Annotated in this window: 14 protein-coding genes; 4 read left to right on the forward strand and 10 right to left on the reverse strand. The window is 66.5% G+C overall.

What is annotated here, in order from left to right; all coding sequences use genetic code 11:
- Window positions 1–981 (forward strand): Rieske 2Fe-2S domain-containing protein (locus JWN03_RS24590; RefSeq protein ID WP_297619537.1); only part of this gene is annotated, 981 nt, incomplete at its 5' end.
- Window positions 981–1,310 (forward strand): hypothetical protein, encoded by a 330-nt coding sequence (locus tag JWN03_RS24595; RefSeq protein WP_297619541.1) that lies wholly within the window; start codon window positions 981–983, stop codon window positions 1,308–1,310. The genes JWN03_RS24590 and JWN03_RS24595, both read left to right, overlap by 1 nt.
- On the opposite strand, the gene JWN03_RS24600 is transcribed toward JWN03_RS24595, so the two are convergent.
- Window positions 1,307–1,717 (reverse strand): cupin domain-containing protein, encoded by a 411-nt coding sequence (locus JWN03_RS24600; RefSeq protein ID WP_297619544.1) that lies wholly within the window; start codon window positions 1,715–1,717, stop codon window positions 1,307–1,309. The two genes, JWN03_RS24595 and JWN03_RS24600, sit on opposite strands and share 4 nt — an antisense overlap.
- Window positions 1,714–2,466: a DUF427 domain-containing protein gene (locus JWN03_RS24605; RefSeq protein WP_297619547.1), complete on the reverse strand. Its 753-nt coding sequence runs from the start codon at window positions 2,464–2,466 to the stop codon at window positions 1,714–1,716. The genes JWN03_RS24600 and JWN03_RS24605 overlap by 4 nt, the downstream gene beginning before the upstream one ends.
- A gap of 161 nt (window positions 2,467–2,627) precedes the next feature.
- On the opposite strand from JWN03_RS24605, the gene JWN03_RS24610 reads away from it, so the two are divergent.
- Together JWN03_RS24610 and JWN03_RS24615 are read left to right on the forward strand one after the other, a co-directional pair.
- The gene (locus JWN03_RS24610) at window positions 2,628–4,025 is read left to right on the forward strand and encodes an amino acid permease (RefSeq protein WP_297619552.1); all 1,398 of its coding nucleotides are present in this window, start codon (window positions 2,628–2,630) and stop codon (window positions 4,023–4,025) included.
- A 54-nt stretch (window positions 4,026–4,079) separates the two neighbouring features.
- Entirely contained in the window at window positions 4,080–4,343 is a 264-nt protein-coding gene (locus tag JWN03_RS24615; RefSeq protein ID WP_297619555.1) for a hypothetical protein, read from the forward strand.
- An 18-nt stretch (window positions 4,344–4,361) separates the two neighbouring features.
- On the opposite strand, the gene JWN03_RS24620 is transcribed toward JWN03_RS24615, so the two are convergent.
- The 8 genes from JWN03_RS24620 to JWN03_RS24655 form a co-directional block, all read right to left on the reverse strand.
- A complete protein-coding gene (locus tag JWN03_RS24620; RefSeq protein WP_366914470.1) occupies window positions 4,362–4,685 on the reverse strand; it encodes a YbjQ family protein in 324 nt (107 codons plus the stop codon).
- A 248-nt stretch (window positions 4,686–4,933) separates the two neighbouring features.
- A complete protein-coding gene (locus tag JWN03_RS24625; protein WP_297619560.1) occupies window positions 4,934–6,187 on the reverse strand; it encodes an MFS transporter in 1,254 nt (417 codons plus the stop codon).
- Window positions 6,188–6,256: 69 nt separating this feature from the next.
- Window positions 6,257–6,715 (reverse strand): MarR family winged helix-turn-helix transcriptional regulator, encoded by a 459-nt coding sequence (locus tag JWN03_RS24630; protein ID WP_366914469.1) that lies wholly within the window; start codon window positions 6,713–6,715, stop codon window positions 6,257–6,259.
- 132 nt (window positions 6,716–6,847) lie between these two features.
- A complete protein-coding gene (locus JWN03_RS24635) occupies window positions 6,848–7,891 on the reverse strand; it encodes an acyl-CoA dehydrogenase family protein (RefSeq protein WP_297619563.1) in 1,044 nt (347 codons plus the stop codon).
- Between the two features lie 238 nt (window positions 7,892–8,129).
- Entirely contained in the window at window positions 8,130–9,233 is a 1,104-nt protein-coding gene (locus tag JWN03_RS24640) for an acyl-CoA dehydrogenase family protein (protein ID WP_297619566.1), read from the reverse strand.
- A 17-nt stretch (window positions 9,234–9,250) separates the two neighbouring features.
- Window positions 9,251–10,381: an acyl-CoA dehydrogenase family protein gene (locus JWN03_RS24645; RefSeq protein ID WP_297619568.1), complete on the reverse strand. Its 1,131-nt coding sequence runs from the start codon at window positions 10,379–10,381 to the stop codon at window positions 9,251–9,253.
- Window positions 10,382–11,260: an enoyl-CoA hydratase gene (locus tag JWN03_RS24650; RefSeq protein WP_297619577.1), complete on the reverse strand. Its 879-nt coding sequence runs from the start codon at window positions 11,258–11,260 to the stop codon at window positions 10,382–10,384.
- Between the two features lie 41 nt (window positions 11,261–11,301).
- Window positions 11,302–12,846, reverse strand: coding sequence for a FadD3 family acyl-CoA ligase (locus tag JWN03_RS24655; protein WP_297619571.1), 1,545 nt, complete (start codon window positions 12,844–12,846; stop codon window positions 11,302–11,304).
- Between the last annotated feature and the right edge of the window lie 75 nt (window positions 12,847–12,921).

Below are 12,921 nucleotides of genomic sequence, written 5' to 3' on the forward strand. Positions count from 1 at the left end.
ATGGGCGAGGTCAAGGGCGATTCCATCGCCTGCCCGTTCCACGACTGGCGCTGGGGCGGCGACGGCAAGTGCACCGGTATTCCGTATGCCCGGCGCGTGCCGCCGCTGGCTCGCACCCGTGCGTGGACCACCCTCGAGCGCAACGGTCAGCTGTTCGTGTGGCACGACCACGAGGGCAGCAAGCCCACCGACGAAGTGACGATCCCGTACATCGAGGGACCGTTCAAGGACGCCGAGGGCAACCCGCTCGAGGAACTGTCCGGCGAGTGGACCGACTGGACCTGGAACTCGCTGCTCATCGAGGGTGCGAACTGCCGCGAGATCATCGACAACGTCGTGGATATGGCGCACTTCTTCTACATCCACTATGCGTTCCCGACCTTCTTCAAGAACGTGCTCGAGGGACACATCGCCACCCAGTACCTGGAGACGAAGGGCCGTCCCGATATCGGCGCCGCGGCCGATGCCGGCATCGATGTGCTGCTCACGTCCGAGGCGTCGTACTTCGGCCCGTCGTACATGATCAACCCGCTGCTGAACGTCTACAGCGGCTTCCAGGTCAAGACGGTCCTGATCAACTGCCACTACCCGGTCACGCAGGACTCGTTCATGCTGCAGTGGGGTGTGGCACTGGAGAAGCCCAAGGGCCTTCCCGAGGAGCAGGCGCAGAGCTTCGCCGTCAAGATGACCGAGGGCGTCAGCGAAGGCTTCCTGCAGGACGTCGAGATCTGGAAGCACAAGTCCAAGATCGACAACCCGCTGCTGACCGAGGAGGACGGCCCGGTCTACCAGCTGCGCCGCTGGTACGACCAGTTCTACGTGGACGTCGCCGATATCGATCCCAAGTCGACGCAGCGCTTCGAATTCGAGGTCGACACCTCCAAGGCCAATGAGGCCTGGGGCATCGAGGTCGAAGAGAACCTGCGCAAGAAGCGCGAAGCCGACGAGGCCGCAGCCGCTTCCCAGGAGGCGAGCGTCTGATGACCGCCTGGGCGAAAGCACCCGACTTCGCGGACCGTCCGGAGCGACGGGCGCAGGTGCGCGCCCAGACGGTCCTGGACAAAGAGCACTACATGGAGTCCGGGCTCACACCGATCGCGTGTGGGACCTGCGGTACCGAGGTGCTGGTGCGCAAGCACAGCAGCAATCAGAAAACCGTGCAGTGGACGGTCAATCCGGCCGACCACTGCCCGGTCTTCGCCAAGATGGCCGAGGCCGGGCCGATCTTCGGCAAGCCGGACTCCTGCCCCAACCTCGAGAAGACCATCGACCACGCGGTGGCCGAGGGCCTGCTCGAAATCGACGACTAATCCAGACGGAAGTCTGCGAAGTCGAAGCCCGGTGCGACGACACAGCTCACCAGGGCATAGTCGTCGCCTGCCGGGCGGGCGGATTGGCTCACCCCACCGGGGACCACCGCCTGGGGTCGGTGCCCCTGCTCGACATCGGGTCCGAGGACGATCTCCTCACCCCCGATGTTCAACAGCAGGGGTCCGCCCCGATGCCAGAACCACATCTCGTCCGAGCGGACCGTATGCGGCGCGGACTCCTCACCGGGCAGCAGCAGGAAATAGATCGCTGTCGCGCTCGAGCGCGGGCCGTCATAGCCCTCGGGCTCGAATTCGACTCCGCTGCGCCAGGTTTCCCGATACCAGCCGCCTTCCGGATGCGGCAGCAGATCCAATGCCTCAGCCAGTTTCGGCCGCTCCTCGCTCATGAGAAGTGCGTCTTCGGCTTGGTTTCCAGGACACCGTCCACGTAGATATCGACCTTCTCGTTGTAGAAGCTGGCGAAGCCGGCGATTTTCTGGCTCTCGGGGGTCGGGGTGCGGTAGATCCAGACCAGATCCGGGTGCACGTCCTCGCCGAGCCGCACACTCCAGTACTCGGCATTTCCCTTGTAGGGGCACAGGCTTCGGGTGTCCGAGTGTTGCAGCAGATCCATGCGGATATCGGTGAGGGGCAGGTAGTAGCGCGCCGGGAGACCGGTTTCGAAGAGGATGCGCGGGTTGCGGGAATCGGCGACGGTCTGGCCGGCGACCTCCACGCGGATGTGCCGGGAGCTGGAGAGAATATCGATGCGGTGGTACGGATCGCGGGGATGGCCGTAGATCGGCTCGTCCTCCTCGAACCATTCGTCCATCGCGCTCGCTTCGAGGCGCACCAGGTCCTGTAGTGCTGCGGTCGGTGCGTCGAGGTAGCGGACCGCCGCGCCCGGGGCGACGGTTCCCTCGAGGAGCACATCGAATCCGACAGGTGTGCCGAGGTGATTCGCGGTCCGGGTATCGCCGGTCGGTTCCAGCTTGACCCGCAGCTCATCGGCCGGGAAGTAGTAGGTGGGGAAGTACGGGTGCTCCCACACCAGCTTGGATTTGATGGTGTCGACGGCCAGCTGACCGCCCAGATAGACGCGCACTCGCTTGGCGCACGGTTCGACGCGTACCTGATCCGTAGTCGGTTCGGACATGTTTCCGACGGTACTCCCACCGGAAGAGACAGGCGGATAACGGAATTCAGCGCAGGTGCGCGCTCGGCCCGCAGTGCTCGGCCGCGACGATTTTTATACCCTGACCTGCCTCGTTATGGTGTTCGAGCAACATTAGAGCAACAACGTGAGGTGGCAGGTACATGTCGGAACCGAGCAGCACCGGGCAAGACGGTCTGCGCACCGGGCTACGCCGCCGCCACATGACGATGCTCGCCATCGGTGGCGCCATCGGTGCGGGACTGTTCGTCGGCAGCGGCTCGGTGATCGGCACCGCGGGACCGGCCGCCATCCTCTCCTACGCGGCTGCCGGACTGCTGGTGCTGTGCGTCATGCGGGCCCTCGGTGAAATGGTGGTGGCCCGGCCGGTCGCCGGCTCGCTCGCCGAGTACTCGCGCATGGCCATGGGACCGTTCGCCGGATTCACCATCGGCTGGATCTACTGGTACCTCTACGTCATCCTCGTCGGTGCGGAGGCCGTCGCAGGTGCGGCCATCCTGTCCGGCTGGATCGATCTGCCGCAGTGGGTGCTCTCCGCCGGACTGCTGATCCTCATGACCTCGGTCAATCTGGTGTCGGTGAAATCGTTCGGCGAGTTCGAATTCTGGTTCGCCTCCATCAAAGTGGTGGCGATCGTGCTGTTCCTGGTGATCGGCGCGGCCTGGGTGTTCGGGCTGTGGCCGGACGCCGACGCGGGCTTTCACAATCTGACCGCGTTCGGCGGCTTCGCGCCCAATGGCGTCACCGGCATCTTCTCCGCGATCGTGGTCGTCATGTTCGCCTTCGGCGGCACCGAGATCGTCACCGTCGCCGCCGCCGAATCCAAGGAGCCGGGCAAGGCCGTCGCCAGCGCCACCAACAATGTGCTGTGGCGCGTGGGCCTGTTCTACGTGGCCTCGATCTTCCTGGTCGTGACCATCCTGCCGTGGAACGACGCCCAGGTGCTGAAGAGCCCGTTCGTCACCGCCCTCGACCATATGGGCGTCCCCGCCGCGGGCACCATCATGGAGGTCGTCATCCTGACGGCGGTGCTGTCGGTGCTCAATTCCGCCATCTACGTCTCCTCCCGCATGCTCTACGTCCTCACCCGGGACGGTGACGCCCCCTCGGCCCTGGTCAAGGTCAACAAGCGCGGCGTCCCCGCTCGCGCGGTTCTGCTCGGCACGGTCGCGGCCTGGGGCGCGGTCATCGCTTCCTACATCTCCCCGGACCAGGTCTTCACCTTCCTGGTGAACTCCATCGGCGTGGTCCTGGCCTTCGTCTACGTCGCAATCATGTTCTCCCAGATCCGACTTCGAGCCCGCCTCAGCCGCGAAGACCCCGCCGCCCTCACCTACCGCATGTGGGGCTACCCCTACATCAGCTGGCTCGTCATCGTTGCGATCTTCGGAGTCTTCATAGCCATGGCGTGCAACCCCGACCAGCGCAACCAACTCCTGGCCTCCACCATCAGCCTCCTGGCGGTAGCCGCCCTCTACCCCCTCCGTAAACGCTTCGGCAGCAAGGCCCCGGTGCGTGAGGTCGAGGTCCTGCACCACTGACGTATATCGCTGCGGCACACCGAAGCTCGCGATGAATCGGGCGATTCCGGATCGATGCCGACTGTTGTCGAACAAGAGTTCGATCAATCGATCTACCGTTTCATCTTCCGCTCCGAGACGTCGCAGCGCATGCGCGCTGAGGCCCGTGCCAAAGGTATTGCAGACACGGTCTTCGCGCTTCTCGAATCGCGAGGCATTCAGATGACGCAGGCGGGTCGTGACCGAATCGTTTCCTGCTCCGATCCTGCGGTACTGCAGGTTTGGGCGGTCCGCTCAGCATCGGCCACCAACGTCGATGACCTCTTCGCAGACGAGTAGTGACAGCTGTGTGGCGGTCTACTCGGCGGGTTTGAGGTAGACGGCGGTTCCGTAGGCGGCTACCTCGCTCATGGTGTTGGCGATTTCGTTGCAGTCGAAGCGCATGGCGATGACGGCGTTGGCGCCGAAGGACATGGCGTGCTGGCACATTCGCAGGACGGCTTCGTGGCGGGATTGGTAGAGGAGCTGGGTGTATTCGTGGATCTCGCCGCCGCCGAGGGAGCGCAGGCCGGCAGTGAAGTTCGCGCCGATGCCGCGGCTGCGGACGGTCAGGCCGGCTACTTCGCCGAAGACCCGGACGATGTCGTGGCCGGGAACGTCGTTCATGGTGGAGACCAGGATCGGGAACTGAGGGCCCGGCTGCTGCGGAGACTGGGGCTGTTGCGGCTGTTGGCCGTACGGCTGCTGCGTGGGAGGGGGCAGCTGCCCGGGCTGGCCCTGCGGGGGCTGCTGCTGCGGGAACGGTTGCTGCGGCGGCATCGGCTGATTCATGGCTGGATCGTACGACGGCGAATACGCGAAGGCCGCCCGGATATCGGGCGGCCTTCGCGGGGATTGCAGTGGGTGTGCGTGGAACGACAGCCGGACGGTCAGTCCTCCCCGAAGGTGATGGCTTGGGCCTCGGCCGGGGTGTGGGTGGCCGGGGCGCGATCGTCCATGTGGGCGAGCAGCTTTCGGCCGGAGAGCAGGACACCGACCGCGGCGGCGGTGCAGGCCGCGCCTACCCAGAAGGGGAGGGCCATGTGGTGTTCGCCGAGTTTGCCGGCCAGGTAGGGGGCTGCTGCGCCGCCGCCGAACCGGACGAAGCTGTAGGCGGCGGAGGCGGTGGCGCGCTCCACGGGGGCGGATTCCATGACGGCTTCGGTGATGAGGGTGTTGTTGATGCCGAGGAACAAGCCCGAGACGATGGTGCCGACGACCAGGACGGGCTGGTGGTGGGCGTAGATGGCCATGACCGCCAGATCGGCGGCGAAGAGGGTCAGGGCGATGGCCATCATGCGCACGGTTCCGAAGGCGCGCTGCAGCTTCGGGGCCAGGAAAACCGAGGAGAGGGCGAGCAGCAGGCCCCAGCCGAAGAAGATGAAGCCGATTTGGTAGGTGCCCATGTTCAGGGGGAACGGGGTGTAGGCGAGCAGGGTGAAGAAGCCGTAGTTGTAGAGCAGGGCGGTAATGCTCACCAGCAGCAGGCCGGGGTAGGTGAGCGCCTTGAAGGGCGCGGTGATGGACGTGGGCTTGGCGGGCTTCGGGACTTCGGGAAGCAGGACCACCAGGGCGACGATGGCGAGGGCCATCAGGACCGAAACGCCGAAGAACGGTGCGCGCCAGCTGAAGTGGCCGAGGAAGCCGCCGACCAGCGGTCCGCTCGCCATGCCGATACCGAGTGCCGCCTCATAGAGGATGATGGCGCGGGCTGTACCGCCGGTGGCCGAACCGACAATGGTGGCGAGGGCGGTGGCGATGAACAGCGCATTGCCCAGACCCCAGCCGGCACGGAAGCCGACGATCTGGCTGACGGTGCCGGAACCGCCTGCGAGCGCGGCGAATACGACAATGATGGCCAGACCGGCGAGCAGTGTCTTCTTCGCGCCGAAGCGGCTGGAGATGACGCCGGTGACGAGCATGGCAATGCCGGTGACCAGCATGTAGCTCGTGAACAGCAGTGTCACCTGGGACGGCGACGCGTGCAGTTGTTCGCCGATCGGCTTCAGGATCGGATCCACCAGACCGATGCCCATGAAGGCGATTACCGAGGCGAAGGCCACGGCCCAGACGGATTTCGGTTGCTTGGTACGGGTGCGGGCGGGTCCGTCGACAACGGGCCGGGTGTCCGACAAGGTGCTCACAATCAGTTCCTCATCTACGAGTGCTGTTGATTCGCAGCTACTTTCGGGGTGGATCGGGTGGCGCGGGGTTCAGATCCCGGTCGCCTTCAAGGCCTCGATCAAGCTGTAGAGGTCCCGCTGGACCCGGGCCAGATGCCCGGGATCGGAGTCGGGAAGTCGTGCGGCCAAAGCGTTTCCGAAGCTTTCACGGGTGGCGGCCAGCCGGGCCCGGCCCGCGGACGTGAGTTCGACGACCACAGCTCTGCTGTCGTCGGGGTCCTTCGTCCGCGAGACCAGCCCGGCCTCGGCCAGCCGGCCGATCAGCGCCGTTGCTGCCGGCTGTGAGCATCGGTCGATGCGAGCGAACTCGGTGATCCGCAGCGCGCCGTATTCGTCGAGGGTCGAAAGGGCCCGCAGAACAGCGCGCGGTAGATCGTCACCGCCGATGGCTCCGGTCAGACGGGTGAGCCGTGCCGCGGCGACGACGATGTCGACCAACTGGTCCTCGGGGGAACGTCCGAGGGGCTCGAGTGTCTGCTTCAGCTGCACCAGTCGATTGTTGCATAAGCTAACTATGTATTTACATAGGCTAACGATATTTTGTGGGTGAGATGGCACACAACAGCTGGGACCAGGGCTTACGCCCAGATCCCAGCCTGTGTTCGTACGAAGTATTGCCGCCTAGGCCGGGCGAGCCAGGGGGCGGGCGGGGGTGCCGAAGAGCTGGGCGTCGCCGTGAGCGCGCTTGAAGAACAGGTGCGCGTCGTGCTCCCAGGTGATGGCAATGCCGCCGTGCATCTGAACCGTCTCCGAGACCACCGAGTTCAGGGTGGTGGTGGCGTGCAGGCGGGCCGAGGCCACATCGACGGGGTCGGCGGTGCCGTCGGCCAGGCCGGAGATGGCGAGGTAGGCGATGGAGCGGGTCGACTCGACCAGGACGTACATATCGGCCATGCGGTGCTTCAGGGCCTGGAAGCTGCCGATGGGGCGGCCGAACTGCACTCGGGACTTGCTGTATTCGACGGTCATGTCGAGGCACTGCTCGGCCGCACCGAGCTGTTCGGCGGTGACTGCGGCCCAGGCGATTTCACGCAGGCGGGCGAGGTCGACCGTGCCGAGCGCGCGGGCGGGAACCGTGGTGAACTCGATCCGCGTGAGGCGGCGGGTCGGGTCCATGGTCGGCAGCATGGTGCGGGTCACGCCTGTCGCCGCGCCGTCGACCTCGAACAGACCGTCGGCGGTCAGCACCAGCAGGGTGTCGGCGTGTGCGCCGTCGATGACGTAATGCGCTGTGCCGGAGACGGTTTCACCATCGCTGCGGACGCCGAAGGAATCCCAGCCCTGCGGTCCGGCCCAGCAGAGGGCGAGGGTGCGCACACCCTCGGCGACCTCCGGCAGCAGCCGCTCATTGGCTTCGGCATTGCCGGCGAGCAGCAGCGCCTGCACACCCAGCACGGCCGAGCCGAGCATGGGCGGCGCGATCAGCGTGCGGCCGAGTTCCTCGACCACCAGCAGGGCTTCGACCAGGCCGACCCCGACCCCGCCGAATTCCTCCGGAACGGCAAGGGCCGCAACACCGACCTGCTCACACAGCAGCTTCCACAGCTGCTCGTCATATCCGCGCTCGGCGTCGAGCCCGCGCCGCATGGCGGCACTGTCACCGTGCTTGGCCAGCACCGCGCGCACGGTAGTTGCGAGCTCCTGCTGCTCGGCCGTAATGCTCATGCCTGCGCTCCCATCGTGTCGACCGGCTGGGTCGAATAGCGGTGCGCGCGCGAGCCGTCCAGCGCGCCACCGGTCTGGATTGTGCGATACGCACTTACTACTGTCGGTGCATACCCGATGCCGGTTCGCGGCCGGTGTTCGCCGCCTGGCGGCTGTGTGTTTACCGGGCGGCCCGATGTGCTGCCGCCGCACGGGCGGTCGCGGCGGATCGTGCGGGTGGTCCGCTGAGCGGTGGCGATCACGCCGCTGCTCCGGGGTGGTCGGACCGCAGGGCGGTGGCGATGCGGGCGCGGTGGAAATCCGGTGTGCCCCAGGCGGAACGGAGGGCGGTGACCTTGGTCAGCCAGAGGGACAGGTCGAACTCTGCCGTGTAGCCGATGGCGCCGTGTACCTGCAGGCCGATGCGGGCGGCCTGGTAGGCGGCTTCGCCGCAGGCCAGCTTGGCCGCGGAGATATCACGGGCGCGGGTGGTGGCGTCGGCGTCGTCCTGGAGGGTGAGGGCGGCGCGGTAGAGCAGGGGCTGCGCCATCTCCAGGTCGATCAGGACATTCGCCAGGTGGTGCTTGATCGCCTGGTACTGGCCGATCGGCTTGCCGAACTGCTGGCGTTGCTTCACATAGTCGACGCTGGTGTCCAGCAGGGCGCGACCGGCGCCGAGCAGCTGGGCGGCCGCGGCCAGGGCCGCGGTGTCGAAGGCCAGATCGATTGCGGCGCGGACACCTTCACCCTCGGCGAGCACGTCACCGGTCTCGAGGGTGAACAGGCGGCGGGCGGCGTCGATGGACTTCGCCGGCTCGCCCGCACCAGCGAACGAGACCCGGTCGCCCTCGGCGACCAGGATCAGGTCGGTGATATCTGCATCCAGGGCGACGGGTGCGCCCGAAGCCGACAGCGCGCTGGGCCCGGCCGTGGAACCGGTACCAGGTGCGTTATCCGTACGGGCAGAGGCGGATCCCGGTGCGCCGGCGATGGCGAGGGTGCCGAGCTTGGCTCCCTCGGCGAGCTGCGGCAGCCACTCGGCGGCGCCAGCAGCGTCCGGAAGTGCCTGCAGCAGTGCGGGAATCGCGGCGGCGGTCTCCACCAGCGGTCCGGGCACGGCGGCCCGGCCGATTTCGGTGAAGGCCACGATCAGTTCCACCGGCCCGGCGCCGAAGCCGCCGTTCTCCTCGGAGCTGATCAGGCCGAGTGCGCCCGCCTCGGCGAGCTGGCCGATCAGCGCCAGTCCGGCGGTGGAATCACCTGCGCCCCAGGCCCGTACGGTGCCCGGCGTCTTGGCCGCCTCGCCCATCTTGCGCAGGCTGGTGGCGAAATCGAGTTGTTCTGCGGTCAATGCGAATCGCATGGTCGTCCTCCGGGTGACTAGCGCGGCAGCCCGAGCAGGCGTTCGGCGATGATATTGCGCTGGATCTCATTGGTGCCCGCGTAGATCGGGCCGGCCAGCGAGAACAGGAAGCCGTCGGTCCAGGCCGACTCCTGTTCGGCGGCGGCGCCGTGCAGATCCAAGGCGGTCTCGTGCATGGAAATGTCCAGGTCGGACCAGAACACCTTGTTCACGGACGATTCCGCGCCCAATTGCCCGCCGTCGGCGAGCCGGGTGACGGTGGCCCAGGTGTTCAGCCGGTACGCCTCGGCGCCGACCCAGGCCTCCACCACGCGATTGCGCAGCGCGGTATCGGATTCGGCCGCGGCGTGCTGCCACAGGTCGATGAGCTTGGTGGCGGTCGCATTGAACCGGCCGGGGGAGCGCAGCGAGAGCCCGCGCTCATTGCTGGACGTCGCCATCGCGACCTTCCAGCCATTGTTCGCCTCGCCGATCACATCGGCGTCGGGCACGAACACATTGTCCAGGAAGATCTCCGCGAAACCGGGCTCCCCGTCCAGCTGCGGAATCGGCCGCACCGTAATGCCTTCGGACGTCAGCGGGAACATGAGGTAGGTGAGCCCCTTGTGCCGCTGCGCCTCCGGGTCGCTGCGGAACAGGCCGAAGCCCCAATCCGCAAAGGACGCACGGGAACTCCAGGTCTTCTGGCCGTTGAGCAGCCAGCCGCCTTCGGTGCGCTTGGCGGTGGAGCGGATACCGGCGAGATCGCTACCGGCCTCCGGCTCCGACCAGGCCTGCGCCCAGATGTCTTCGGCGCGCGCCATTCTCGGCATGAATCGGGCCAGCTGCTCCGGCGAGCCGTGCTCGAAGAGCGTAGGGGCCAGCAGGAAGATGCCGTTCTGCGAGACGCGGCCCGGCGCTCCGGAGGCGTAGTACTCCTCCTCGAAGACCACCCATTCGGTCAGCGAGGCATCCCGGCCGCCGTATTCGGCAGGCCATGCGACACAGGACAATCGGGCGTCGGCCAGCTTGGTCTCCCACTCCCGGTGCGCCTCGAACCCCTCCTTGGTGTCCATGGACGGCAGGGGGGTGGCAGGAACGTTGGCGGCCAGGAACTCTCGCACCTCGCGGCGGAATTCCTCGGTCTTGGCATCGAATTCGAGGTCCACTTACTTCGCCCCGTCCTTCTGGGTGTCGCCCGCGGTGGTAGCGGTGGCTTTCATGGATTTGGCGTTCATCCCGCCTAGCGAATCGGCCCCGACCTCGGCATTGTGCGCATGTGCGAAGTGATGCAGCCCGAAGACCGAGTCCATTCCCGAGCGCATACCCATGAGATCCTCGCACTGATTGACGGCCTTCTTGGCCAGCGCCAGCCCGAATTGCGGCATGGCCGAGATCTTCTCGGCCAGCGCGAAGGTCTCGGTCTCCAGATCGTCGCGCTCGACGACCCGGTTGACCATGCCCCACTCGTACGCCTGCGCGGCGGTGAAGCGGTCACCGGTGAACAGGATCTCCTTGGCCCGGCGCGGCCCGAGCACCCACGGGTGCGCGAAGTACTCGACGCCCGGAATGCCCATGCGGACAACCGGATCGGAGAAGAACGCGTCCTCGGAGGCGACGATCATGTCGCAGGACCAGGCCAGCATGAGCGCACCGGCGATGCAGGCGCCCTGCACCATGGCGATGGTGGGCTTGGGGATCTCCCGCCAGCGACGGCACATATTCAGGTAGACCTCGGTCTCGCGTGCGAACCGCTGGTCACCGCCCGGCCGGTCGGTGTGGTCCCACCACAGCGCGGCCTGGTTCTCGTACTTGATGTGATGGTCGCGGCCCGGCGTCCCGATATCGTGCCCGGCGCTGAAATGCTTTCCGGCGCCGGCCAGCACGATCACCTTGACCTCGGCATCCTCGACGGCCCGCACGAAGGCGGCGTCGAGGGCGTAGGTCATGACCGAGTTCTGCGCATTGCGGTAGTCCGGCCGGTTCAGCGTGACGACCGCGATCGCTCCGCGCTTCTCGTAGAGGACGACGTCACCCTCATCGGGAATCGGGCCCGGTTGCTGCGCTGAATTTCCACTGTCGTGGGCGCTCACGCCTTCTCCTCACGTAGTTGCCGCTTGAGTACCTTGCCTGCGGCGCTGTACGGCAGTTGGTCACGGAATTCGACGAACTGCGGCACCTTGAACCGGGCCAGCAGCGTCTTGGCATGCGCCAGCACCTCTTCCGCGGTCAGCGCGGATCCGGGCTTGCGCACCACGAACACCTTGCCGACCTCGCCCATGCGCTCGTCCGGCACGCCGATGACCGCGGTCTCGGCGACCCCGTCGAGCCGGGCCATGGCCTGTTCCACCTCGGCGGGATACACATTGAAGCCGCCGGAGATGTACATGTCCTTGAGCCGGTCGGTGATCTTCGCATAGCCGTGCTCGTTGATCACCGCGACATCGCCGGTGTGCAGCCAGCCGTCCCGGTCGATGGTGTCGGCGGTGGCCTGCGGATCGTCCAGATAGCCGATCATGATCTGCGTACTGCGCAGCAGCAGTTCACCATTGTCGGCGAGCTTGAGCTCGAAGCCCGCGATAGCGCGGCCGCAGGTATTGGCGATGGTTTCGTTCGAGTCCTCCGGACGGCACATAGTGCCGAAACCGCCGGATTCGGTCTGCCCGTAGGCGGTCAGCACCACATCGAATTGCAGTTCGTCGCGCATTCTTTCGATGAGCACGACCGGCACGGTGGCGGCGCCGGTGACGGCGACCCGCAGCGTCGACAGATCCGCCTCGGCGCGTGCCGGATGCTCGAGCAGGGATTGGAAGATGGTCGGCGGCCCGGTGACCACGGTGATGCGCTCATCGTGAATGAGCCGCATGGATTCCGGCACATCGAACACGGCCTGCGGGACGATGGTCGCACCGGTGACCAGGCAGGTGAGAATGCCCGCCTTGTAACCGAAGCTGTGGAAGAACGGCGGCACCACCAGAAAGCGGTCGCTGCTGTTCAGGGTCGCGCAGTCGGCCCAGGCGCGGGCGCTGGTCAGGACCCGCCCGTGCGGAATGAGCACGCCCTTGCTGCGCCCGGTGGTGCCGGAGGTGAAGAGAATGTCCGAAAGATCGTCCGGCTGCACCGATTCCGCGCGCGCTACGGCGTCCTCGAGCGTGACCGCCTCGGCCAGCTTCGGCAGCTCGGACCAGGCGATGGCGTCGACGGCCTCCACGCCCTCGGCGGGAATGGAGATGACGGTGTCGATCACCAATTCCGGTGCGGTGGCGCGCAGTTCGGCCAGCCGATCCCGGCCCAGGAAGGAGCCGGTGATGAACAGCGCCTTGGCGTCGACCCGGCTCAGCACCTCGGCGACCTCATCGGCCACGTACCGCGTATTCAAGGGAACGATCACCGCGCCCACGTAGTGGGTGGCCAGCAGTGCGGTCACCCAGTGGTGGGTATTGGGCGCCCAGATGCCGATCCGGTCGCCACGCTGCACGCCGCGCGCGAGGAGCACGCGGGCGGTCTCACGGACCGAGTCGAGCAGCTGCTCCCAGCTCAGTGTCACGGCACCGTCGCAGACGGCAGGTGCTGAGCCGAAGGCGCTCGCGGCATGGTGCAGCGCGAGCGGAGTGGTCTGCGGTGGGGATGTCACGGGGTCTCCGAGCGTCCGGGAATGGGTCTAACAAAGCAAGTGCTTGGTAGGTTACTCTACGGAGGTGAGCATGAT

The sequence above is a fragment of the Nocardia sp. genome (genome assembly GCF_025465275.1).
In the GTDB taxonomy this organism is placed as follows: domain Bacteria; phylum Actinomycetota; class Actinomycetes; order Mycobacteriales; family Mycobacteriaceae; genus Nocardia.

What these genes read in the sequence shown, in the direction of transcription:
- JWN03_RS24635 (WP_297619563.1), bottom strand. Translation starts at nt 7,891, where the DNA reads ATGAGCATTACGGCCGAGCAGCAGGAGCTCGCAACTACCGTGCGCGCG.
- JWN03_RS24595 (WP_297619541.1), top strand. Translation starts at nt 981, where the DNA reads ATGACCGCCTGGGCGAAAGCACCCGACTTCGCGGACCGTCCGGAGCGA.
- JWN03_RS24615 (WP_297619555.1), top strand. Translation starts at nt 4,080, where the DNA reads ATGCCGACTGTTGTCGAACAAGAGTTCGATCAATCGATCTACCGTTTC.
- JWN03_RS24640 (WP_297619566.1), bottom strand. Translation starts at nt 9,233, where the DNA reads ATGCGATTCGCATTGACCGCAGAACAACTCGATTTCGCCACCAGCCTG.
- JWN03_RS24610 (WP_297619552.1), top strand. Translation starts at nt 2,628, where the DNA reads ATGTCGGAACCGAGCAGCACCGGGCAAGACGGTCTGCGCACCGGGCTA.
- JWN03_RS24600 (WP_297619544.1), bottom strand. Translation starts at nt 1,717, where the DNA reads ATGAGCGAGGAGCGGCCGAAACTGGCTGAGGCATTGGATCTGCTGCCG.
- JWN03_RS24605 (WP_297619547.1), bottom strand. Translation starts at nt 2,466, where the DNA reads ATGTCCGAACCGACTACGGATCAGGTACGCGTCGAACCGTGCGCCAAG.